This window comes from Marinobacterium profundum, assembly GCF_001528745.1.
In the GTDB taxonomy this organism is placed as follows: Bacteria; Pseudomonadota; Gammaproteobacteria; order Pseudomonadales; family Balneatricaceae; genus Marinobacterium_A; species Marinobacterium_A profundum.
Map to the genome: position 1 here is coordinate 14,722 of NZ_BCNS01000107.1, position 23,441 is coordinate 38,162.

The 23,441-nt window shown below is 59.4% G+C and carries 19 protein-coding genes; 8 read left to right on the forward strand and 11 right to left on the reverse strand.

Annotated features, from left to right (window positions below; translation table 11 throughout):
- Nucleotides 1–67: 67 nt before the first annotated feature.
- The 3 genes from MPRO_RS10890 to leuA all read left to right on the forward strand — a co-directional run bounded on the left by MPRO_RS10890 (nt 68) and on the right by leuA (nt 4,955).
- On the forward strand, nt 68–991 hold the full coding sequence (locus MPRO_RS10890) for a LysR family transcriptional regulator (protein WP_067291825.1): 924 nt from the start codon (nt 68–70) through the stop codon (nt 989–991).
- Between the two features lie 50 nt (nt 992–1,041).
- Nucleotides 1,042–2,448, forward strand: a complete 1,407-nt coding sequence (locus MPRO_RS10895; RefSeq protein WP_067291827.1) for a sodium:solute symporter family protein — start codon at nt 1,042–1,044, stop codon at nt 2,446–2,448.
- 818 nt (nt 2,449–3,266) lie between these two features.
- Complete coding sequence (gene leuA / locus MPRO_RS10900) at nt 3,267–4,955, forward strand: 2-isopropylmalate synthase (RefSeq protein ID WP_067291829.1); 1,689 nt, start codon at nt 3,267–3,269, stop codon at nt 4,953–4,955.
- A 74-nt stretch (nt 4,956–5,029) separates the two neighbouring features.
- On the opposite strand, the gene MPRO_RS10905 is transcribed toward leuA, so the two are convergent.
- The 3 genes from MPRO_RS10905 to MPRO_RS10915 all read right to left on the reverse strand — a co-directional run bounded on the left by MPRO_RS10905 (nt 5,030) and on the right by MPRO_RS10915 (nt 7,557).
- Nucleotides 5,030–5,545, reverse strand: coding sequence for a disulfide bond formation protein B (locus MPRO_RS10905; protein ID WP_067291831.1), 516 nt, complete (start codon nt 5,543–5,545; stop codon nt 5,030–5,032).
- Nucleotides 5,546–5,708: 163 nt separating this feature from the next.
- Nucleotides 5,709–6,620 carry a DMT family transporter gene (locus MPRO_RS10910; RefSeq protein WP_067291833.1) on the reverse strand — a complete coding sequence of 304 codons (912 nt, stop codon included), beginning with the start codon at nt 6,618–6,620 and terminating at the stop codon, nt 5,709–5,711.
- Nucleotides 6,621–6,669: 49 nt separating this feature from the next.
- Nucleotides 6,670–7,557 carry a DMT family transporter gene (locus MPRO_RS10915; protein WP_067291838.1) on the reverse strand — a complete coding sequence of 296 codons (888 nt, stop codon included), beginning with the start codon at nt 7,555–7,557 and terminating at the stop codon, nt 6,670–6,672.
- 332 nt (nt 7,558–7,889) lie between these two features.
- Here MPRO_RS10915 and MPRO_RS25785 point away from each other — a divergent pair, with 332 nt between their 5' ends.
- The 5 genes from MPRO_RS25785 to MPRO_RS10935 all read left to right on the forward strand — a co-directional run bounded on the left by MPRO_RS25785 (nt 7,890) and on the right by MPRO_RS10935 (nt 12,843).
- Entirely contained in the window at nt 7,890–8,093 is a 204-nt protein-coding gene (locus MPRO_RS25785; protein WP_158651795.1) for a hypothetical protein, read from the forward strand.
- A gap of 50 nt (nt 8,094–8,143) precedes the next feature.
- Entirely contained in the window at nt 8,144–9,100 is a 957-nt protein-coding gene (locus tag MPRO_RS10920) for an HlyD family secretion protein (protein ID WP_067291842.1), read from the forward strand.
- Nucleotides 9,097–10,083 (forward strand): ABC transporter ATP-binding protein, encoded by a 987-nt coding sequence (locus MPRO_RS10925; RefSeq protein WP_245635076.1) that lies wholly within the window; start codon nt 9,097–9,099, stop codon nt 10,081–10,083. The genes MPRO_RS10920 and MPRO_RS10925 overlap by 4 nt, the downstream gene beginning before the upstream one ends.
- Nucleotides 10,083–11,180: an ABC transporter permease gene (locus MPRO_RS10930; protein WP_067291845.1), complete on the forward strand. Its 1,098-nt coding sequence runs from the start codon at nt 10,083–10,085 to the stop codon at nt 11,178–11,180. Before MPRO_RS10925 ends, MPRO_RS10930 begins: the two co-directional genes overlap by 1 nt.
- A gap of 118 nt (nt 11,181–11,298) precedes the next feature.
- The gene (locus MPRO_RS10935) at nt 11,299–12,843 is read left to right on the forward strand and encodes a bifunctional GNAT family N-acetyltransferase/carbon-nitrogen hydrolase family protein (RefSeq protein WP_067291848.1); all 1,545 of its coding nucleotides are present in this window, start codon (nt 11,299–11,301) and stop codon (nt 12,841–12,843) included.
- A 126-nt stretch (nt 12,844–12,969) separates the two neighbouring features.
- Here the strand turns inward: MPRO_RS10935 and MPRO_RS10940 are convergent, their stop codons facing one another.
- From MPRO_RS10940 to MPRO_RS10975, 8 genes are all read right to left on the reverse strand, one after another.
- Complete coding sequence (locus MPRO_RS10940) at nt 12,970–13,623, reverse strand: 2OG-Fe(II) oxygenase (protein WP_082708664.1); 654 nt, start codon at nt 13,621–13,623, stop codon at nt 12,970–12,972.
- A 134-nt stretch (nt 13,624–13,757) separates the two neighbouring features.
- The gene (gene dbpA, locus MPRO_RS10945; RefSeq protein WP_067291918.1) at nt 13,758–15,134 is read right to left on the reverse strand and encodes an ATP-dependent RNA helicase DbpA; all 1,377 of its coding nucleotides are present in this window, start codon (nt 15,132–15,134) and stop codon (nt 13,758–13,760) included.
- Nucleotides 15,135–15,239: 105 nt separating this feature from the next.
- The gene (locus tag MPRO_RS10950; protein ID WP_067291851.1) at nt 15,240–16,085 is read right to left on the reverse strand and encodes an NAD-dependent protein deacetylase; all 846 of its coding nucleotides are present in this window, start codon (nt 16,083–16,085) and stop codon (nt 15,240–15,242) included.
- 97 nt (nt 16,086–16,182) lie between these two features.
- The gene (locus MPRO_RS10955; protein ID WP_158651796.1) at nt 16,183–16,677 is read right to left on the reverse strand and encodes a hypothetical protein; all 495 of its coding nucleotides are present in this window, start codon (nt 16,675–16,677) and stop codon (nt 16,183–16,185) included.
- A gap of 245 nt (nt 16,678–16,922) precedes the next feature.
- Nucleotides 16,923–19,103: a malate synthase G gene (locus tag MPRO_RS10960; RefSeq protein ID WP_067291857.1), complete on the reverse strand. Its 2,181-nt coding sequence runs from the start codon at nt 19,101–19,103 to the stop codon at nt 16,923–16,925.
- 194 nt (nt 19,104–19,297) lie between these two features.
- Nucleotides 19,298–19,669, reverse strand: coding sequence for a DUF4870 family protein (locus MPRO_RS10965; RefSeq protein ID WP_067291921.1), 372 nt, complete (start codon nt 19,667–19,669; stop codon nt 19,298–19,300).
- A gap of 44 nt (nt 19,670–19,713) precedes the next feature.
- Nucleotides 19,714–20,118 carry an acyl-CoA thioesterase gene (locus tag MPRO_RS10970; protein WP_067291860.1) on the reverse strand — a complete coding sequence of 135 codons (405 nt, stop codon included), beginning with the start codon at nt 20,116–20,118 and terminating at the stop codon, nt 19,714–19,716.
- Nucleotides 20,111–23,362, reverse strand: coding sequence for a mechanosensitive ion channel domain-containing protein (locus MPRO_RS10975; RefSeq protein ID WP_067291863.1), 3,252 nt, complete (start codon nt 23,360–23,362; stop codon nt 20,111–20,113). The genes MPRO_RS10970 and MPRO_RS10975 overlap by 8 nt, the downstream gene beginning before the upstream one ends.
- Nucleotides 23,363–23,441: the final 79 nt, after the last annotated feature.

Consider the following 23,441-nt stretch of genomic DNA (forward strand, 5'->3'; position numbering starts at 1 on the left):
GATGAATATAATAACAAATCGTATTTTTTTACGACTTGATCAGATTTTTTTATATTAAGGAGTGGCCATGAACCTGCGTCAGATGGAAGCATTTCGAGCGGTGATGCTCACAGGCTCCGTATCCCAGGCGGCCAAACAGCTGTTCAAGACTCAGCCGGCGGTGAGCATGTTGCTGAGTGCGCTGGAGCAGGAGATCGGCTTTCAGCTGTTTGAACGGCGCAAGAAACGGCTATATCCAACGCCCGAGGCCAAATACCTGTTCGACGAGGTGGAGTCGATTTTTTCGCGCATCCACGATGTTTCCCAGACAGTGCGTGATATTCAGAACAAGCAGTTCGGCTACCTGCGTATCGGCTGCATGCCGGGGCCGTCCACCTTCTTTGTGCCGGATCTGGTGGCGGATTTTCTCGAGGCGCACCCGCGGGTGCAGGTGTCACTACAGACACGCACTTCGCCCTCGGTCATCGAATGGGTTGCGTCCAACCAGTACGACATTGGCCTGGCGGAGATCACCAGTCGGGATCAGGGGATCGATACCGACAGCGTTTCCCTGCCGTGCCTCTGTGCGCTGCCGGCGGCTCATCCGCTGGCGGCACAGGAGCTGATCACGCCCGCGCTGCTCGATGACGAGGCCATGATTACACTGCACCCGGACCACATGACCTTTCATGATCTGCAAAAGCATTTTGAACAGGCGGGTGTGCGCATGAATGTGCGCCTGCAGACGCGATTTTTCATTCCGGCGCTGCGTTTTGTCGAACGCGGGCTCGGTGTCTGCATCATGGATCCGATCTCGGTGGCCAGTTATTGCAGCTATGCGGCGCCCGGCAAGGTGGTATTCCGGCGTTTCGAGCCCGAGATACGGCTCAAGTTCGGTATCATGTATCCGGCGGATCTGCCGCGCTCCGGCATTACCCAGGTATTTGCCGAACAGCTGCACGGGCGGATACTGGATTTGCAGGAGAGCCCGCAGCGTTTAACGCTCTGGTAACGGATCAAAGCCAGCGAGCTGGCTTTCATTAAATAGATCGGAGTTGTCGCATGCATCTGTACGATATGCTGGGTCTGGCCGGGTACTTTGTGCTGCTGATCTACATCGGTTACAGCAGCGCAAAAAAGGTGAAATCCAGCGCGGATTTTGCGGTGGCGGGCAACCGGATCATCTGGCCCATACTGTTTGCTACCCTGGCGGCGTCTTTCCTCGGCGGCGGCGCTTCCATGGGGCGCGCCAGCAAGGCGTTTGAAGATGGCTATGCCTTCATGTTTGCCGCCACTGCCTTCCCCATTGCCACGGTACTGTCGGGGCTCTATATAGCACCTCGGCTCAAGCGCTATGTGAACGCCCAGACCATCGGCGACATCATGGAGCATCATTTCGGGGCGCCGGCGCGGCTCTTCACCGGGCTGTTTTCACTGGTCTTCTGTGTCGGCATTCTGGGTGCCCAGGCGCTGGCGGTGGGTACGGTGTTCAATGCAGTGCTCGGCATCGAAGTCAGCAGCGGCATTCTGCTGGGCATGGCCGTGGTGCTGATCTACTCCACCCTCGGTGGCCTCTGGGCGGTGATTCAGACCGATGTGGTGCAGTTTCTGCTGCTGGCCATCTTCCTGCCGGTAACCATGGTGGTGGGTGTGCAGGCTGTTGGCGGCCCCGCCGAGCTGATCAGCCGGCTGCCCGAAGGCCACTTCAGCCTGATGGGCGACTATAGCGCCGCCATGTTTATCAGCATTTTCATTGCCTTCCTGCTGGGTGAAACCCTGGTGCCGCCCTATACCCAGCGTGCGCTGGCGGCCCCGGATGCAGGCAATGCCCGGCTCGGTTACAGCCTGGCGGGGGTCTTCGGTTTTCTGTTCTATTTTGTCACTACCACCATTGGCCTGATCGCGCTGGTGCTGTACCCGGATATAAGCCCGGATCAGGCGCTGCCTGCGCTGATCCGCAGTCTGCTGCCGGTGGGAGTCACGGGTCTTGTGCTGGCGTCGCTGCTGGCGGTGGTGATGTCGACCGCCGACTCCTACCTGAATTCCGCCGCCGTCATTTTTGTCCGCGATATTTACCAGCGCTTTATCGACCCCGGGGTGACGGAGCGGCGGCGTTTGCGCATCGAGCGCTGGGTTAACCTGCTGATCGGCATAGGGGCGGTGATCTTCGCGCTCTATGCCAGTTCCATTATCGATGCGCTGCTGCTGAGCTACAGTCTCTGGGCGCCGACGGTACTGATTCCCTTTGTCGCCGGCGTACTGTTTGATCTCAAATGCAGCCGCTCGGCCATCAGCGCCATGCTGGCCGGAGCCCTGGTGACGCTGATCTGGCAGAGCGCGCCCCAGGATCTGCAGGCGCTCACCGGTGTAAGTGCACTTATGGCCGGGGTGCTGGCCAATGGCCTGGTCTTTACGCTGGTGTACCGTTTAAACCGCGCCGCAGGCGCGACTCCTGAACCCAGCTTTTAAGGAGGCTGCAATGCACTGGTTTGGTTTTGTGGTCTACGGCGTGGCGGGCCTCTGTATCCTTACGGCCCTGGTTGTCGGTATCAAGGCGTGGATCTTCTATCGCGACGGCGATTGATCCTGAGCTACCTGATGTAATTTCAGCTTTGGCGCTAGAAAACTGATGTAAAAGTCGCTTTGTTAGTGACTAAATTGTGGTCATTGATTTTATGTTGCATTAATTGACTATAAATTTACAAATTGTTGGGCTTAATCATCAATAGTGCCGGTTATTGATGCTGCCTTTGCACACATTAACCCCCGGGTCCCCGCTAGAATGGCTCTACGAAATCGCTGATCTCCTCAGCGGTGCCGGCAACCGGAGCTCCCAGCAGATGACCCGGTGACCGTCACTCTCCACAAGAGAGTCGGACCCGCCCGCGCCGCCTGGGTCCCACAAGGACCCGAAATTCAGGGCGACGGGGCAGCCTGCCGGACTTAACACTGATCTACTGCGGCAAAGCCGAATTTGTTCATTTGTTGTCTTCTTTTTTGTTAAATAGAACCACTATTTGCCTCAAAAAAACTCAACAACTGGCTCAAAACGGCCTTCTCCTCGCTACGATCGGCCAAGTTCGACAGGCTGCGAGCCCTGCGGAGCTGTTCAGCGTTTCATCCCTCTTTTTTTGATGATCAGGATCAGACCATGACGTTTTTCAGGGTGTTATCGATACGACTTTGACGCGGTTGCCGGGCCAGGAGTTTCTGTGGCGCCCGGGAGCCAGGCCTCAGCCACCTTCGCGCCTTGAAGCGCGACCCGTATTGATAGCTGGAGAAACCGCATGAGTTCCTTTGATCACCGCAAGTACCGCCCCTTTGCTCCCATTCGCAAGTCCGACCGCCGCTGGCCGGATCAGATCATTGAGCGTGCGCCCCGCTGGTGCAGTGTTGATCTGCGCGATGGCAATCAGGCGTTGATTGAACCCATGAACGTGGTGCAGAAACGCCGCATGTTCGAGTTGCTGGTAAAGCTGGGCTTCAAGGAAATCGAAGTGGGTTTCCCCGCGGCCTCCCAACCGGATTTTGACTTTGTTCGCTCCCTGATCACCGATAACCTGATTCCCGATGATGTCACTATCCAGGTGCTGACCCAGGCGCGGGATGAGCTGATTGCGCGTACCTTTGAGTCTCTGCGCGGCGCACGTCGGGCCATAGTGCATCTGTACAACTCCACTTCTACGGTCCAGCGCGAACAGGTGTTCGGGCTGGATAAAGAGGGGATCAAGGCGATTGCCGTCAAGGGTGCCCACACGGTGGCACGGCTGGCCTCAGAGAGACCGGAGACCCAGTGGGTCTTCCAGTATTCCCCCGAGAGCTTCACCGGCACCGAGCTGGATTACGCGGTGGAGGTCTGTGATGCGGTAACGGCTGTGTGGCAGCCGACACCGGACAACAAGGTCATTATCAACCTGCCGGCGACGGTGGAAATGTCGACGCCCAATGTCTTCGCCGATCAGATCGAGTGGGTCTGCGATCATATAGCCAGGCGCGACTCCCTGATCATCAGCCTGCATACGCACAACGATCGTGGCTGCGGTGTGGCGGCGGCGGAGCTGGGTGTCATGGCCGGTGCTGACCGTATCGAAGGCACCTTGCTGGGCAACGGCGAGCGCACCGGCAACATGGATATCGTCACCATGGCGCTGAATTTATACAGCCAGGGGGTGGACCCTGAGCTGGATCTGGCCAACATGGATGAGATCGTTGAGTGTGTGAAAGCCTGTACCCAGTTGCCGGTACATCCGCGCCATCCTTATGCCGGTGAGCTGGTGTTTACGGCCTTTTCGGGCAGCCATCAGGATGCCATCCGCAAGTGCCTGGCCCGGCGCCAGAGCGATGCTCCCTGGGAGGTGGCCTATCTGCCGATCGACCCCGAAGACCTGGGGCGTGATTACCAGGCCGTGATCCGCATCAACAGCCAGTCCGGCAAGGGCGGCGTGGCCTATGTGCTGGAGCGTGAATACGGCATTCAGATGCCGCGCTGGCTGCAGATCGAATTCAGCGCCCGGGTACAGCAGGCCACCGAAGCCTCGGCCACCGAGCTGAATGGCGAGCAGATCTGGAAAATATTCAATGAGACCTACCTGAGTCCGGCCGACAGCGGCGCCCGTATTCTGGGCTACCAGCTCAGCCGTGATAACGGCCAGGACAGCCTGAGCGCCAAAATACACTGGCAGGGCGAAACCCGCTCGGTAACGGGTACTGGTACTGGCGTGGTCGGCGCCTTTGTCGATGCGCTGAACCGTGAGATGAGAGAAACAGTACTGTTGGTGGAATACAGCGAACATGCTCTGGGTGACACCCACGGCGAAGGCGCCGAGGCGATCAGTTTCGTGCAGATGGGCATTAATGGCAGCCGTTACAGCGGCGTGGCGGTGAGCGAGGATATAGTGACCGCATCCCTGAATGCGATCCTTGATGCACTGGCCAGGGGCGGCAGTGAGATGCGGGTGGCGGTGGCCTGCGCTTGAAAAAACTGACCTGAAACAAAAAATCCCGTGCATCACTGCACGGGATTTTTTTGTTTAGAGGGTGTCGGTGACTGTCAGAAAAAGCTTCTGCGCCTTGCTCGGGAGATCAAAACTAATCCGGTCAGCAATACCATAAAGGCGGAAAAGACCAGCAGGACTTCGGCCATGGTGAAGCCAAAGGGCATCTCCGGCGTATAGCCACAGGGTTCCCAAATTTCGAACACCTGGGGCAGCCATTTTTCCGGTGTCAGCCAGGCGGGCAGGCCCGATTCCATGCTGCAGCTGCCTTCTATCCAGCCACGCTCAACGCCGAGCGTTTGCCAGCTGCGCTCCAGCATCCCCAGCATGCTGACAAAGCCAAGCAGCTGAGCCAGTTTGCGGGTAAAGGTCCAGCCGCAGCCGAGCAGGCCCAGTACGCAGGCCAGAATAAAGCCTGCCAGCCAAAGCCTGATATGCACGCAAAGTACGCAGGGACCATAGCCCAGTTCGTACTGGTAGTAGAGCGCGATACCTTCGACGGTCAGGCCGATCAGAATCATCGCCAGCCAGTACCAGGCGCTGCGCCCGAGGGTCGATAGCTGGTTGAGCATGGGGGCGTCCTTAAACAAAGTGATTGCGCTATCTGAACACAAAACCACAGTAGGATTCCAGCGGTCTTGCCATAGTAATGACGCCAATTGGCGACATCATACCGTCCTGGCTGCATCACCCCGTATCATTGGGCTCTGTAGCACGCTTCTTTTCCTTTATACGTCAGGCATTGCGGTGAGTGTCCGGTGCCCTGCGCAAGGCCAGCCAGGTGTTGACGCTGATGGCACCGAGAATCGCAGTACCGCCTATCAGGGTATGAATCGACGTGGTTTCACCCAGGATGAGCCAGACCCAGACAGGTCCCAGCACTGTCTCCAGCAACAGGAACAGGCTGACCTCTGTGGAGGGGAGATAGCGTGGCGCCGTCATGATCAGAATGGTGGCCAGCGGGATTTGAATCAGTCCCATGAGTGCGAGCCAGCCATAGCTGGCTGGCTCCAGTGTCAGTGGGGTCGCCAGGGGCCAGCTGATCAATGCCGCAATGGCACCGGCCAGAGCGATGATGGGCAGACGCGGCAGGTCACCGAAGCGGCGCAACAGAGTGAACATCATGCCCATGCTGGCGGCCAGCAGCAGGGCGGCAAGATCGCCCATCCCCTGGCTGTTGCCGCTGTCGGAACCGGCAAACACGACCATTACCCCGAGCACCGATACGCCTATGGCGACCAGGGTTCGGCGCAGTACCCGTTCGCCCAGTAGCAGGCGGGAAAAGAGTGCGGCGAACAATGGTGAACTCGCCAGAATGACAACCGTATTGGCGGTGCTGGTATGGCTGATGGAAAACACAAATAGCCAGGTATTCACGCCATAGAGGCTTGCGATGGCGATGCCTGCGAGCCAAAGCGCAGGGGTTATGGGCCAGCGCTGTCGCCAGACCATAGACAACAGAGCCGTGGTCAGAAAAGTCAGGGCACCGCGCCAGAAAGTAACGTTATCAGACGTGCTGTCAGCCAGCCGGATCAACAGAGCATCAAAGCTCAGCACCAGTACGCCACAGGCGGCAATCAGCATGCCCTTGGCGTGATCATCGTAGTGCCCCAGAGGAACACTGGCAGTTTTGCTTGTTACTGACATGGTACAAACTCTCATTGGCCGGGACCGCAGCCCCGGGCATTAACACAAATTATAAAAGCAGCCGAACGGGCCTGAGCCGGTGGCCCCAGAAGAATATGGCCAGGCCCGCCATAATGAGGGCGGTTCCACTCCAGACACTCAGGCCCACATTCTCGTGATTCAGCAGACTGCCCAGCAGTAGCGCGAACACCGGAGTGATCAGTGTAACCAGAGCCACAGTGCTCGGAGGCAGCTTGCTGAGAATATGGAAATAGCAGACAAAACCGATCAGCGAGCCGAACACCGCCAGATACAGAATGGCCCAGGGTGAGTGGCTGCCAAAGTCAAAAGTCGGTGCTGTGCCATCAAGTAGCAACCACAGCAGGCCGTAGCAGGGCAGGCTGAGCAGTAGCGCACCCACGGTATGGGGCAGCGGATGAATTGCCAGGGCCTCGCGCTTGACCATCACCGCGCTGAGGCTGAACAGCAGTACCGCCAGCAGTAACAGCGCAATGCCAGGCCAGGTCTCAAGGCTCAGGGTGGCATCATCCATAAAGATCCAGCCCAGGCCCGACAGCGCGATCGCACAGGCCAGCCAGCGATGCGGCGCCATCGGGGCCTCGCGCAGCAGTACCTGGGCGAGCAGGGCCGAGAGCACAGGTGACAACCCAAAAATCACCGAAATCAGGCCGGACGGCACGAAACGCACCGCCAGGTAGGTGGAGCTCATGGCGCCGAAAATTCCCAGGGTTGCGAAGGCGTAGGACCTGAGTGCCTGGCGGTGCCAGGGCATGTCCAGTCGCAGTGTCCGTACCAGCAGCCAGCCCAGCACCGCGGCTATACCCATGCGCAGCCATGCGGCCATCAGGGGGTTAACGGTTTCGCTGCTCCAGGCAATTCCCAGCGGGGTGGTGGCCCAGATCGCCAGTACGGCCAGATAGGCACTTGGCACGGACATCGCTCTTACTCCTTTTCAGTGATGGACGGAAAACATCCTGTTTCCGGTTGCTTTGGGACATTGCTTATCCCATCAGCTTTGGCTCTTGCGTCGCTCTACCGCCTACATCCATGTACAAACCCTGCTCTTGCGCATCCCTGCGCTCGCAGGATACGTACATCCATGTACAAAAAAGGCCGCAGGCGGTGAGCGCTGCGGCCTTGGGAAAACCGAACATTGCAGGACCGGCTAACGTTTGACCGCACGGGGCCACATCCAGCGGGCCGGGATGGCCTGTCGGTTGCGGTGTGCGCTAATAAGAGTCGGGACGTTCATGCAGCGGATCCGGCGTGGTGAGCCGACATCTTGCGTCATTTTTGATCATCTGGTCAACCCTGGAAGGGACTCTGCGCACCAAAGCTGTGCATCACTATAGTGGCGCCAGCATAGCGCCGAAAGTCGGGCCCGGTAATGCCCTGCACGACACTGGCGAAGCTGTTCGCGCCCGCAGGCTGCAGGGCGTTGTGGCAAAGGGGGTACTTCGCGCCCATGCTTGAGTACAAGGTGGCTGTGTTGTTGATCTTAGGTGGCGACAAGGGAGGTATGGATGTTGCGTGTTGTGCTTGGTTGGGCGCTCTTTATTCTGGCCGGATGTCAGTGGCCGCAGGAGACGGGTATCAATGGTGTACTGGCCTGGGATCGGGTGGAGTTGATTGCCGAGCTGAACGAGCCCATCCTGCAGATAGATGCTCGGGAAGGCCAGCGTCTGAGCGCGGGGGACCTGATTTTGCAGCAGGATGATCGGCTGGTGCGTGCGCGCCTGTCCGAGGCAGAGGCTGTACTGAAAGAGGCCAGCGCACGGCTGGCAGAACTGCGTCGGGGGCCCAGACCTGAGCATATAGCGGCGGCCCGGGCTCGCCTGGCAGGAGCTGACGCCGAGGCGGACAATGCGGCGGCGGAGCTGCAGCGTCTGGAAAAACTGCAGCGCCAGCGTCTGACCAGTGTTGAGGCGCTCGATCTGGCCCGCACTCGGGCCAGCAGCAGCCGGGCGCGCTCCCGGATGAACCGTGCAGAGCTGGATGAATTGCTGCACGGTAGCACGGCAGCAGAACTGCTGCAGGGCGAAGCCCAGGTACAGCAGGCCGAGGCGCGCCTGGCGCAGGTCGATATTCAGTTGCAGCGACTGCAACTACGCGCCCCCCGGGACGGTCTGCTGGATGAGCTGCCCTTTGAGCAGGGCGAGCGTCCGCCGGCGGGCAAGGTAGTGGCGGTGCTGCTGGCAGGCAACGGGCCCCATGCCAGGGTCTATGTGCCCGAACCGCTGCGGGCGCGGCTGCAACAGGGCAGCCGCGCCCAGGTGCGGGTGGATGGTATCGATGGCGTCTTCGCTGGAGAGATTCGCTATATCAGTGCGGATGCCAGTTTTACGCCCTTTGATTCTCTCACCGAGCGGGATCGGTCGCGGCTGAGCTATCTGGCGGAGGTGCAGCTCAGTGGCACCGGTGTTGAGACCTTGCCGGGCGGTCTGCCGGTGCAGGTCAGTTTCGAGGGTTTGAGCCTGTGATCGGTGTCGCCAATGAGGCTGCCGAAGTCGGTGACCTGGCGATTGAGGCGCGGGGGCTGAGTCGGCGCTTTGGTGATCTGGTGGCGGTTAGCGGGCTTGATCTGCAGGTGCCCAGAGGCATGGTGTATGGGTTTCTTGGCCCCAATGGTTCCGGCAAGTCCACCACCATTCGCCTGCTCTGTGGCCTGCTGCTGCCCAGCGCCGGCAGCGCCCGGGTACTTGGCCACGAGGTGCCAGGCGATGCCGAGCGGCTCAGGCACAAGATCGGCTACATGACCCAGCGTTTCTCGCTCTATGAAGACATGACGGTGCTGGAAAATCTCGATTTTATTGCCCGTATTTATGGGCTTTCTCGCATGCTGCGCCAGCAGCGTATCCAGGAGGCCTTGCAGCAGTATCAGCTCGGCGAGCTGGCACGGCAGTTTGCCGGACGTCTCAGTGGCGGCCAGCGCCAGCGTTTGTCCCTGGCGGCAGCAACACTGCACCGGCCGCAATTGCTACTGCTGGATGAGCCAACCAGTGCGGTGGATCCCCAAAGCCGCCGCGACTTCTGGGAAGCGCTCTTTGCATTGGTGGAACAGGGCACCACTATTCTGGTGTCGACCCATTACATGGACGAGGCCGAGCGCTGTCACCGGCTGGCGATTCTGGATCGTGGCGTGCTGGTGGCCGATGGCGCACCGCTGCAACTGATGGCCGACATTGACTGTGCGGTCGTGCTGGTGGAATCCGCCGTGCCACGGGCGGTACAGCGGGCCCTGAGCGGCCTGGATAGCGTGCGCAGTATTACTCAGCTGGGCATGCGCCAGCGTGTGCTGCTGCCTCGCAGTGTCGAACAGCCCGCCGAGCAGGTGCGTCGCCTGCTGCACGCAGCCAGCATTAAGGCGCTGTGTCACGACACCACGCCGAGTCTGGAAGATGTGTTTGTGGCGGTGACACAAAGCGGTCGCGGCAAGGCCAGCGGATCGGAGCTGAGGCCCTGATGGCGCTGCAGCGGCTCTGGGCTATTCTGGCCAAGGAAATTCGCCAGCTCAGGCGCGATCGCCTGACCTTCGGCATGATCTTTGGAATTCCGATGCTGCAGATCATCATGTTCGGCTACGCCATCAACACCGATGTACGCCAGCTCAGCGCCGCGGTGGCGGATCAGGCGGGCAGCGCGTTATCTGTCCAGCTGCAATCACAGCTGGAAGCGTCCCAGGTGCTGCACATAGTGGCTCGGGTCGATAGTGCCGCCTCGCTGCAGCAGCTGCTGGATCGCGGTCAGGTGCATGTGGGGGTGCTGATTCCGCCAGACTTCGAGCGCCGGCTACAGCAGTCGGCGCGCCCGGCGGTGCAGTTGCTGGTGGATGGCAGCGATCCCATCATACTGGCGTCGGTGCAACGGCTGTTGAACATGCGGCTGGGGATGGATACGGCCGCGCAGCTGGAGCCTGTCGGTCAATTGTTCGAGGTGCGCAATTTTTACAATCCCGAACGTCGCTCGGCGGTGTTTGTGGTGCCGGGGCTGATCGGCGTGATTCTGACCATGACCATGGTGATGTTCACCGCCGTGGCCATAGTGCGCGAGCGCGAGCGCGGCAATCTGGAGCTGCTGATCAATACGCCAGTCAGTTCGCTGGAACTTATGCTGGGCAAGGTACTGCCCTACATCCTGATTGGCCTGGTACAGGTCACGGTGATTCTGCTGCTGGGGGCACAGTTGTTCGATGTACCCCTGAATGGCTCGCTGCTGGAGGTATATGTGGCGGCGCTGCTGTTTATTGCCGCCAATCTTGGGCTGGGGCTGCTGATCTCAACCCTGGTGGGCACCCAGTTTCAGGCCATTCAGATGGCGTTTTTCTTCTTTTTGCCGTCTATTTTGCTGTCGGGATTCATGTTTCCGTTCGACGGTATGCCCCGTGCCGCACGACTGATCGCCGAGCTCTTGCCGCTGACCCATTTTATCCGGCTGATCCGTGGTCTGATGCTGCGCGGTGTCGAACTGGTTCAGCTCTGGCCGGATGTGCTGGCGTTGCTGGGTTTTTTTCTGCTCAGCATGACGCTGGCGGTACTGCGCTTTCGCAAGCGTCTGGATTAGAATCAAAGGCAGGTCGCGGGTTGCTCTGCGGGTTTAAGCGTAACGGCAAGGTCCTGCAAGCTTGCAACTTCAGGTGCAGTCGTTAGTCTGATTGCTGGTCGAATCGAATGGAGTCCGTATGAGTCTTGAAGATCTCAAGCTAGGTTTGCGCAATATCACCCACAGTGATTACCCTCAAATCCAGGAATTGATGGATCGGGTGTACCCGGATATCGGCGGTGCCTGGCCCGAATCCACTATCCACAAGCTGGTAGATGAATTTCCCGAAGGTCAGATTTGCGTGGTCGACAATGAGCGGGTGGTGGGTATCGCCCTGACCGCGCTGGTCAGTTACGAGAAGTTCAGCAACCCCCATACCTACGATGACCTGATTGGGCGTGGGCAGGAAATCCATGTAGACCCAGTAGGCGATGCACTCTACGGGCTGGATGTGCTGATCAACCCCGAATACCGGGGCTATCGCCTGGGCCGGCGGCTATACGATGCGCGCAAGGAGTTGTGTCGCCAGTTCAACCTGCGCAGCATTCTGGCGGGCGGCCGCATTCCCAAGTACCACGAGTACAGCGACGAGCTGTCGGCCAAGGAATATATTGGCAAGGTGGCGCGCAAGGAAATATACGATCCAATACTGAGCTTCCAGTTGGCCAATGACTTTACCGTCAAGCGGTTGCTGCGACGCTATCTGCCTGAAGATGAAAAGTCCGCCGGCTATGCCACCCTGCTGGAATGGGACAACATCCTCTATGAGCCCGAGGCGCGGCCAATCAGTGTGCGCAAGACCCAGGTGCGGGTCGGTGTGGTGCAGTGGCAGATGCGTACTATCGAGTCGGTGGAGGACATACTGCAGCAGGTGGAGTATTTCGTTGATACAGTATCGGAGTATGAAAGCGACTTTGTGCTCTTCCCTGAGTTTTTCAACGGCGCCCTGATGGGGCTGACCAATCAGTCGCAGCGTACCGAGGCCATCCGTTATCTGGCCGGTTACACCGAGCAGTTCCGCGAAGCCATGCTGCAGATGGCAGTGAGCTACAACATCAATATTATTACCGGCTCCATGCCGCTGATTGAAAATGACCGCCTCTACAATGTGTCCTACCTCTGTCACCGCGACGGCACCTGCGAGGAACAGCGCAAGCTGCATATCACGCCCCATGAAAGGCGCGATTGGGTTATCGAAGGTGGTGAAGGTTTGCAGGTGTTCAATACCGATGCGGGCAAAATCGGCATTCTGATCTGCTACGATGTCGAATTCCCGGAGCTCGGCCGCCTGCTGGCCGAAGAGGGGATGGAGATTCTGTTCGTGCCCTTCTGGACCGATACCAAGAACAGCTATCTGCGCGTACGGCACTGCGCTCAGGCCAGGGCGATCGAGAACGAGTGCTATGTCTGCATCGCGGGCAGTGTTGGCAACCTGCCGAGTGTGGACAACCTGGATGTGCAGTACGCCCAGTCGGCGGTGTTTTCGCCGTCGGACTTCATGTTCCCCCACGATGCGGTGCTGTCCGAAACCACGCCAAATACCGAGATGATCATGTTCTCGGATCTGGATCTGGACAAGCTCAAGGTGGTGCGTGCCGAAGGCTCGGTGACCAACCTGCGCGATCGTCGACATGATCTCTATCAGGTGACGATGCGCAACAAGGGTGGCATGGCCGACAGCTGAGTGGCTGAAGAACCGGCTCTTTGGCAATGATGAGCAAAGGCCTAACGAAGGCCTAGTAAAGAGCAGGCAAAAGGAAAAAGGCGTGGCGCCGGCGCCACGCCATTTTTTTTGGTCGCTGCTGCGCGGTCAGCGCGGCGGGTCGACGATACCGCCCAAACTGTTGTTAACCCGGTACCAGCCGGTCAGGCTCAGGCGTTCGCGCTGTGCCGGCAGAACTTCGTGGGGAAAGCGGTCGCTGAGAAAGACCACCAGGGTGCCATAGCAGGGTTGAACCCGCTCGATGGGCGCCTGCGCCTGTTCATCGGCATAGATCAGCAGTTCACCGCCGTTGCCGGGTTGCCAGTCTGGGTTCAGGTAGCAGACCGTTGAGAGCACGCGGTTGGTGCGTCCCTGGAAGGCATCCAGATGGCGGCGGTAAAAGGCTCCTTGTGGATAACGGGAGAAATGACACTCGTAGTCAAACAGCCCCATCATCAGGCGCCGGTTGATACCGATGCGCAGTTCTTCCATCCAGGCCAGGTAGGCGGATTCCTCGGGCCTTGAAGCCGACAGCCAGCGAATCTGATCGCCGCGTACCTGGCGGTTAAGCTGGTGCTCCTGATCCCGACCAATGCCTGCGCGGCGAAACTCCTCCTGCTCCAGATCCTGCATGTACTGGTACATGCGGTCGGTCAGCGAGTGAGGCAGTGCCTGTGGATAAATGCAGTAGCCGGTGGTCGCCAGGTCGTCGGCGATTCGATCAAGCAACAGGGTATTGTCGGGCAGGACTATGGCGTTCAAGTACGTGCTCAATGTTTGACCAAAGCGCACTGTTTACGCCTGAAAAGAGCCTTTGTCCATCAATATTGGCAGTTGAAAGCGTTTTATGGCGCCCTGGGGGGGATTCGCAGGGCGCTGTGGTGGCGGGTGCCGGCTCAGAACTTGCGGATGCGGTACTTGCGGCCCTTGATAGTGCCGTTTTGCAGCTGTGCCAGTGCCTTGGCGGCTGCCGCGCGTTCGACGGCGACATAGGAGACGAAGTCGAAGATGAATATCTTGCCTACGCTACTGCCGGCGATACCGGAGGTGCCGGTGAGAGCACCGAGGATATCGCCGGGACGGATCTTGTTCTTGCGCCCGCCGTTAACCGCCAGGGTCACCATGGCTGCCGGGGCCGGACGCTCGCTGCTGAGTTCAGGCAGGGGCAGGAAATCCGGATCCGCAGCCTGCTGGGCTTCCATGATCGCATTGACCTTGTAGCCTTCGGACGGAATAACCAGGTTCAGAGCCAGACCTTCGCGCCCGGCACGGCCGGTACGGCCGATGCGGTGGGTGTGGGTGTCTGAATCACGGGTCAGCTCGTAGTTGATGACGCAGGGCAGATCGTCGATATCCAGGCCCCGCGCTGCTACGTCTGTGGCGATCAGAATCGGGCAGCTTCGGTTGGAAAACAGTACCAGTACCTGGTCGCGGTCGCGCTGATCCAGCTCGCCGTGCAACACCGCAGCGCTGAAGCCTTCGTTGTTTAGGTAGGCGCCCAGTTCGTTGCAGCTTTGTCGTGTATTACAGAAAATCACCGCCGCTTCCGGACGATAATGCAGCAGCAGGCGCTCCAGCGACTGCATGCGCGACTCGCGGTCGGTTTCGAAGAAGTGCTGGGTAATCTTCAGCGGACTTTCGGTTTCTTCGAGGGAAATCATCTGCGGATCGCGCTGGAATTCGCCGCTGAGCGACTGGATGCCGTCCGGGTAGGTGGCCGAGAACAGCAGCGTCTGGCGGCTCGAGGGCGTGGTCTGGGCGATCTGCTTGATCTCGTCGCGAAAGCCCATATCCAGCATGCGGTCGGCTTCGTCCAGCACCAGTGTCTTGATGCGATCGAGCTTGAGGGTGCCCTTGCTCAGATGGTCCCGGATGCGCCCGGGCGTGCCGACGACCACGTGGGCGCCATGCTCCAGCGAGCCGATCTGTGGGCCTATGGAAATGCCGCCCGACAGGGTGATGATCTTGATGTTGGCCTGGAAACGGGCCAGGCGGCGCAGTTCATTGGCCACCTGGGTCGCGAGTTCCCGTGTCGGGCACAGTACCAGCGCCTGGGGGCTGAAGCTGGTGGGCTCCAGCTTCAGCAGCAGGCCGATACCGAAGGCTGCCGTCTTGCCGCTGCCGGTTTTGGCGCGGGCAATCAGGTCACGGTTTTCCAGCAGCAGGGGCAGGCTCTGCTGCTGGATGGGCGTCATCTCGTGATAGCCAATGGCGCTCAGGTTATCGAGCATGGCCTGGGGCAATGGCAGGTCGGTAAATGGGAGTGACGTCAACGGGGAGCCTCGGTAGCCGGTCAGAAAGCGGCCATTATAGCGGAATCGGATCGCCAATGCTGTGTGGCGACATGCGCTTGTCCAGTGCTTTGGCAGGCCTGTCGGTTATGCGCCGAGACAAGCCTGCAGCAGCGGCCCCGCAGGGGCTTCGAGCTTGAGGCTGAGCAAATCATCGGCTCGGGTGCGGCCCAGGTTTACCGCAGCTATGGGTTTGCCCAGTGCTGCCGCCTGGCGGCAAAAGCGAAAGCCCGAATAGACCATCAGCGAGGAGCCGACTACCAGCATGGCATCGGCCTGTGCCAGCGCATCCATGGCCGTGCTGACGCGCTCCTTGGGCACCTGGTCGCCGAAGAAGACTACGTCGGGCTTGAGGATGCCGCCACACTGGTCGCAGTCATGCAGCCGAAAGTGGCTGAAATCGAGCTCAAGATCAGCGTCTCCGTCCGGTGCGGCTGGCGCCTGCAGTTTGGCGAAGTCCGGGTTGTCGTCGGCCAGACGCTGTTGCACCAGAGCGCGGCTGTAGCGTAGCTGGCAGCCCAGACAGAGCACGCTGTCGGAGCGGCCATGCAGATCCAGCACCCGGGTGCTGCCGGCGCGCTGATGCAGTCCATCCACATTTTGCGTGACCAGCAATTCGATCTGCTGGCGCCGCTCCAGTTCGGCCAGACCCTGATGAGCCGCATTGGGTCTGGCCCTGGCCATCAGGGGCCAGCCCACCAGGCTGCGTGCCCAGAAACGCTGGCGACAGCTGTGCTGGGTGACGAAGTCACGGTGATCCACCGGGGGCGGGCGTTTCCAGTTGCCCTGGTGGTCACGGTAATCCGGGATGCCGGAGTCGGCACTGATACCGGCGCCGGACAGTACGAACAGCCGTGGGTTATGGGTCAAAAAGACGTTGAGCTCGTCGCCGAGCTGTTGAAGAGTACTGTGGTGCCGCGTCGTATCAAGCATGGCAGTGGCGTTGTCCGGTGTCTGTTCCAGAGTATTGCCAAGAGTACGTGCATGTCATGCGACCGGCCAGCACTTTAACCGGACGTTTGCTCTGCGTTCAGAGCGGTTCTATATCGTAGAGTTGCAGGGCTTCCAGCGGGCGAAACAGCAGTATGTGGCGGTAATGATTACCGCCCTGCAATGCCAGGGTGGCAAAGCCGTCCAGCCCACATGATGGACAATAGCGTTCCAGTGCAGTGCAGAGACGCTCCAGTCCCGGGCCTATATCTTCCAGACGGTTGGGTGTGGTGCTTGGCGGTGCAGTTGTCTCAGAGGCTTCAGGCGCTGTCGACGTTCGCAGTAGCGGGATTATGCCCTGGACCGGCAGAATGGCCAGGCGCAGTGCCGCCTTGGGCGTTGCTGTGATCATATAGCCGTGGCTTTGGTATTCCAGCAGGGTGGGGGAGTGGCTCCACAGGCTGGTACTGTTGCTGTAATAGCCGCGGTGATAAAAGTGGCTGGGTTGGCCATAGACTTCGATCTGGCTGGTCTCGATGGCCTGCTGCAACTGCTGATCCAGTTGCTGCAACAAATCCTGTTCCGGTGCTGGCATGGCGGTCTCGACGATATGTGGCGCTAGCGGTACGCAGCACGAACCCTTGAAGTCCTTGTCCGGGCTGGCGCGCCCTCTAACTTTAGTTCAGAGCCTCTGGGGCGGTGAGTCCGTTTTTTAAAAGAAGCCGGCACGATAGAGAAGGCGCGGGGAATAGCAGTGAGCAGACACAAAAAAGGGCCCACCAGAGTACCTGGTGAGCCCTTTTTATTCGTACATCTTATCTGTACATCAGTGGCACTCGATTAGCCGGCGGCCTTGGCCTTGGCTTCGATGCGACGACGGTGCAGGACCGGTTCGGTGTAGCCGTTGGGCTGCTCACGGCCTTCAAGCACCAGCTCACAGGCCGCCTGGAAGGCGACACTGTCGGCAAAGTTGCCGGCCATTGGCTGATACAGCGGATCATTGCTGTTCTGGCCATCCACCACGCCTGCCATGCGCTCCAGGGTTTCGACAACCTGTTCGCGGCTGCAGATGCCGTGGTGCATCCAGTTGGCAATGTGCTGGGCGGAGATACGCAGGGTTGCGCGGTCTTCCATCAGCCCCACATCATTGATATCCGGAACTTTGGAGCAACCTACACCCTGGTCAACCCAGCGCACAACATAGCCGAGAATACCCTGGGCGTTGTTGTCCAGTTCCTGCTGAATCTCTTCAGCGGACCAGTTGGGGTTCTGCGATACCGGGATAGTCAGGATGTCGTCTATGCTGGCGCGCGGACGGCTCTTGAGTTCGTCCTGACGGGCGAACACATCTACCTGGTGATAGTGCATGGCGTGCAGGGTTGCGGCCGTGGGTGACGGAACCCAGGCGGTGTTGGCGCCGGCCAGCGGATGACCGATTTTGGCCTTGAGCATATTGGCCATCTGATCGGGAATGGCCCACATGCCCTTGCCTATCTGGGCGCGACCCTGGAGTCCACAGGCCAGACCGATGTCGACGTTGGAGTCTTCATAGGCCTGAATCCAGGAAGCGCCCTTCATGTCACCTTTGCGGATGACAGGACCTGCTTCCATGGAGGTGTGGATTTCATCGCCTGTGCGATCCAGGAAGCCGGTGTTGATAAACACCACGCGATCCTTGGCGGCGCGGATGCATTCCTTCAGGTTCACCGTGGTGCGGCGTTCCTCATCCATGATGCCCATTTTCAGGGTAAAGGGTGCCAGGCCCAGCGCCTGCTCAACGCGGCCGAAGAGTTCGTTGGCGAACGCCACTTCCTCGGGGCCATGCATCTTCGGCTTGACGATGTACATGGAGCCGGTAGTGGTGTTGCGCAGTGCGCCGTTGCCCTTGATATCGTGAACGGAGATCAGGCTGGTGATCATGCCGTCCAGGATGCCTTCAGGCACTTCGTTGCCGTCTTTGTCGAGGATGGCGGTGTTGGTCATCAGATGGCCAACGTTGCGCACGAACATCAGGCTGCGGCCTTTCAGACTCAGGCTGCTGCCATCCAGGGCGCTGTAGTCTCGATCTGGGTTCAGGCTGCGGGTAACAGTGCCGTCACCCTTCTTGACCGATTCGGTCAGGTCGCCCTTCATCAGTCCCAGCCAGTTGCGATAGATCAGCACCTTGTCATCGGCATCGACGGCGGCGACGGAGTCTTCGCAGTCCATGATGGTGGTAAGGGCAGACTCGAGTAGCAGGTCCTTGATCCCGGCGGGATCATCCTTGCCGACCAGGCTGCTGGCATCGATCTGGATTTCGAAGTGCAGACCGTTGTTCAGCAGCAGGATGGCGCTGGGCTCTGCTGCGTCTTCGCCACGGAAGCCGCGCAGTTGTTCCGGCTGCTGCAGGGCACTGGTGCTGCCATCGTTAAGGCTGACAACCAGCTGGGCGTTCTGAATGCTGTAGCCGACGGCGTCCTTGTGGGAGCCAGCGGCCAGGGGAACGGCCTGGTCGAGGAAGTTACGGGCAAAGGCGACAACTCGGGCGCCACGGGTGGGGTTGTAGCCCTTGCCGGCCTCGGCACCGCCGTCGCTGGGAATGGCGTCGGTGCCGTAGAGGGCGTCGTACAGACTTCCCCAGCGGGCATTGGCCGCATTCAGCGCATAGCGGGCATTCATGACCGGTACCACCAGCTGGGGGCCAGCCATGGTGGCCATTTCCGGGTCGACATTGCTGGTGGTAACACTGAAGGCTTCGCCTTCGGGCAGCAGGTAGCCGATATCGCTCAGGAAAGCCTTGTAGTCGGAAAAGTTGAAAGCCTGTCCCTTGCGATCCCGGTGCCAGGTGTCAATCTGTGCCTGCAGCTGGTCTCGTTTGGTCAGGAGCTCACGATTGCGCGGTGCGAGATCGTGCACAATCGAATCGAACGCAGTCCAGAATTGCTCGGATGTTACACCGGTGCCTGGCAGCGCTTCGTTATTGATAAAGTCATAAAGACTTGGGGTAACCTGAAGGTTACCGCTCTGTACCCTGTTGTTCATTATGTACTGCCTCTTGCTTATCTCAGTCCCGAACGGGGCGAGGCACCCGAAACCGGGCAGTATTAGTTTAGTTTTAGTCATTTTGTGCGACGCAGTAATTTACCCGATTTTTGGCAAACTGTCGCCCCCTGCGCCTCTAAAGTATTAGAAACCCGCGTATCTTCGCGGTTTGTGCAGGCCAAATGGACGACGAATCAGAACAGCCAGCTGCCCGGATTGGCTGGTGCTTCACGCCGTTCAAGGCATTGCAGTCCCTTGACACAACGGATGATGAACCAGATAGCGACAAACAGCAAAATCAGAAATCCGACACCAATTCCGGTCAACAAAGCGCCTAAAAGTGTATACAGGAGGCCGATCCAGAAAGTTCTTATTTGCCAGCGGTAGTGGGCCTTATTGCAGTCGGTTGCCTCGGATCTGTATACATAGGCCATGACCAGACCTACCAGTGCGGTGATGCCCACCACCAGACTGACGAGGTACAGAACATAGATGATCTTGGCGTTGCTGCCATTCTGCGGTGGCGTCGAGGTATCGCGGTTGTCCGGTGCTAAATCCTGTGTCATGTGCATTCCCTTATGCTGCTGTTATTGCTTGCTGTGAGCGTAGGTTACAACTGGGCCCGGATCGCGTCCGGCAGTGGCACTGAGCGGCCGCTGGCGTGATCCATCCATACGACCTTGGAGTAACCCTCGCCGACCTGCACTTCGGGGCTGGAGTCAGCGTAGGCATGGTAATAGATCATAAAGCTTGAACGCCCGGGCTCGGCGACGAAGCAATCGATGCGCAGTGTCTCGGGATAGACCAGTGGGCGGAGGAAGGTATAGCCGACATTGATGATCACCGGAGCTTGGGCGGCGCCTTCGAGGCCGGCGCCGAGCTTGATCAGCAGCTGTACCCGGGCCTCTTCCAGATAGCGGATATATTGCACGTTGTTGATATGGCCATAGGCGTCCATGTCACCCCAGCGCAGGGGCAGGCTGCAGCTGTGCAGCAGTTTTCCGGTGTCAGTCATTGCGGCTATCTCCAGCGGTGGGTTCCTGGGTGCCTGCTCCGCGATGCAGGTGTACATCGAGTTGCGGGAAGGCGATTTCCAGCCCGGCTTGCTTGAATTTTCGATCGATGCTGGTGTTGACGTTGTGGGTCACCACCATGCGGTCGGACATGGTGCTGACAAACAGACGCAGCTCCAGATCCAGGGTGCTGACGCCAAAGCCGGTAAAGAAGGCTTCGGGGGCAGGGTCGCCCAGCACGCGCTCGGTTTCCCGTGCCGCTTCCACCATCAGTCCCCGGGCCTGTTCGGTATCGGAGCCATAGGCCACGCCCACCCGAACGACCACCCGGGTGGTTGGATCGGTGAGCGACCAGTTGATCAACTGGTCGGTGATAAAGGTCTTGTTGGGGATTATGACTTCCTTGCGATCCCAGTCGACAATGGTTGTGCCGCGTATGTGAATGCGCGTCACTGTGCCGCTGACCCCGCCAATGGTGACGGTATCGCCGATACGCATGGGCTTCTCGAACAGGATGATCAGGCCGGATACAAAGTTGGCGACGATCTCCTGCAGCCCAAAGCCCAACCCCACGCTAAGGGCCGCCACCAGCCACTGTAGCTTGGACCATTGCAATCCCAGTTCGCCGACGCAGACAAAGATGCCAATCACCACCAGGGCGTACTTGATAAGGGTGGTTATGGCATAGCCTGTGCCTGGGTTCAGTGTCATGTGGCGCAGTACCAGCAATTCCAGCAGTCCCGGCAGGTTGGAGGCGGCAAAGATACTCATCCCCAGCAGCAGGGTGGCAAACAGCAGGTTTTTGAGGGTTACACTGTTCAGCACATCGCCTTCGCTGGTGCTGCTGATATTGGACCAGAGCACCAGCTTGTCGAATACATCCAGCGCCGGCAAAAAGTCACGCAGCACCAGCCACAATAGGCCCAGCAGCAGAATCAGACTGGTGGTCGCCAGCAGCTTGCGTGATTGCTCGGTGATGTCCTGCATGTCGAGGTAGTCGGCGCTCAGGGCCGGCTCGTCCTCGTTTTTCTCCCGCGCTGCGACGATTTCGGCCTGGCGTGCCTGGGCGCGGTCGAAGGCCAGCTTGCGCTCGGCGATCAGTAGCCAGCGCAATCCAAGGCCGTAGGCCACGAACACCGACAGGCAGACCACCATGACCAGTAGCAGCAGGACCATGAATACCTGGCTGGTAAAGACATAGCCCACCAGCATCATGACCAGCAGGATAAAGTTGAATCCCACCAGGCTACCCAGCCAGACCTCAGCCTTGAACCACCAGCGACTGCTTTGAGTCAGTCGGTTGAGCTCGGGGGCAACGGTCAGCAGGCTGCCCCACAGCAGGGTGATGAGGCCAGTGAGCGCCAGCATCAGCAGGCGCTCCAGGCCGGATTTCATCACCTCGGAGTCAAGGGTGGTGGCGTAAACATAGAGAAGACCCAGCATTAGCGGGCCGCAGCTCAGGCCGAGCAGCAGCAGGCGCTGACGCAGGACACGGGCGAGATTAGGCGCGACCCCGAAGTGGCCGACAAACAGGCCGTGGGGCGCCTGGAGCCAGATACGCAGGAAATGGATAACCCAGACGATCAGCGCGGCTATGTGCAGCATTAAGGCCAGTACATCGAAGTCGGGGTGGCCCGGGTTGAGTGCGTAGCGCGCGGTGATCAGCAGCAGTAATGGCAGTGGCAGGGCGGTGACCGGCGCCAGCACCAGCGGCAAGGCGGTATGGACGAAACGGTCCTGCAGCACATTGCCTATGTCCTGGTGCCAGAGTTGCTGTCGGGCGCGCTGGTAGCGCAGCAGTAGCAGCGCCAGGCCGCACAGCAGAACCAGCCCCAGCAGTGGCAGGGCGAGTTGGGACGAATAGCGCAGCAGCGGTTGAACGGAATTCTTCTGCCAGCGCTTGAGCAGCAGTCGGCGGCTTTCGGCCAGCTCGCCAAGCCAGTTGAGCTGTATAGGTGTGACGCTGGGCAGCCAGAGCAACTGTTCGCTGATCAGGGTACGGGCCTGGTTGATGCGTTCGTTTATGTTTTCCTGCACCGACAGCAGTGCCGACAGTTCGGCCACCAGACTGAGACGGGCATCACGCAGTTTGCTGAACAGACTCAGGCGGTCGGTGAGCAGCTGGCGGTACTGCGTACGCGCTTCCTGCGGCAGTTGCAGGCCAGGGGAGGTTTCGTAACCGCCCAGTTCCTGCTCGGTGCCCAGCTGGTCACGATTGAGGCGGATATTCTGCAGCCGCAGCTGGTTGATGCGGGCGCGGGTGCTGGCGGTATTGAGTGGCCGGGTCAGGCCTGCCTGCAGTCGGTGAAGTTCAGTGCCAACGTACTGAATTTCCAGCTCCAGTTGCTGGGAGATGGTGCGGTAAGCCTCATCGACCCGCGTCAGGTGTGCGTCCTGCTGGCGACGCAGGTCGCTGGTCTGTTCGATGCCAGCCAGGGTGTCGCGCAGCTCAAGACTGAGGTTGCGGTTCTGCTCGCCGGCGGCCTGCAGCACAGGGTCGAGACCGCTGAGGCTGTTCTGCTGCAGTTCGTTAAGAGTCTTTTCGGTCTGGCTGCGCTGACGCCACTGGATCAGCTCTTCGAGTTGCTGCAATTGCAGGGTGCTGGCGCTGATATCACGGTTGAGCTGCTGCTGTTGCAATTCGTTGCGTTCGGCGCGTCCGGGCAGGGTCAGTAGCTCCAGTTCTAGGCTCTGAATCTGCGCGCTGCGCGCCTGCAGACGTGCGTTCTGCAGCAACTGGCCGGATGCACTGTTGGTTTTCAGGTTGACGCTGGGTTCACTGGCCTGTTTGAGCTGGGCCAGCTGGTCACGCAGACTGAGCCGTTTGCTTTCATTGCGGCTGATATCCTGTTGCAGCTGATCGCGGACCTTCTGTTGATCCAGCATGTTGGCTTTGAGCAGCGTCTGTTGCTGTTGCAGCTGCTCCAGTGTCTGGGTATCAGTCGCAGGGGGGAGGCTATCGGTCGCCTCGCTTGGGGTCTGTCGCAGACGACGAAGGTCATCCGGCAGGGTTTCCAGTTCCTGACGCAGCTTTGCGGCACTGGCCTCGTACTGCTTCAGATCCTGCAATGCGTCCAGGGCCTGCTGATAGCGGTCCTTTTCCGCCTGTTCATCGGGGCTCGGTGTTTTGCCCTCGTACTGTGCCAGGCGCTCGGTAATCAGCGCTATGTCTTCATCGGGCCCGGCCCAGGCGTTGTTGCCCAGCAGCAGGGCAAGTATCAGCAGGGCGGGGATTATGGCCTGCATGCAGCGGTACACTCGCGCTAAGGGATTGATATCCAATATAGACTTCAACATGTGACAGACAGGACTCAGGGGCGGATAC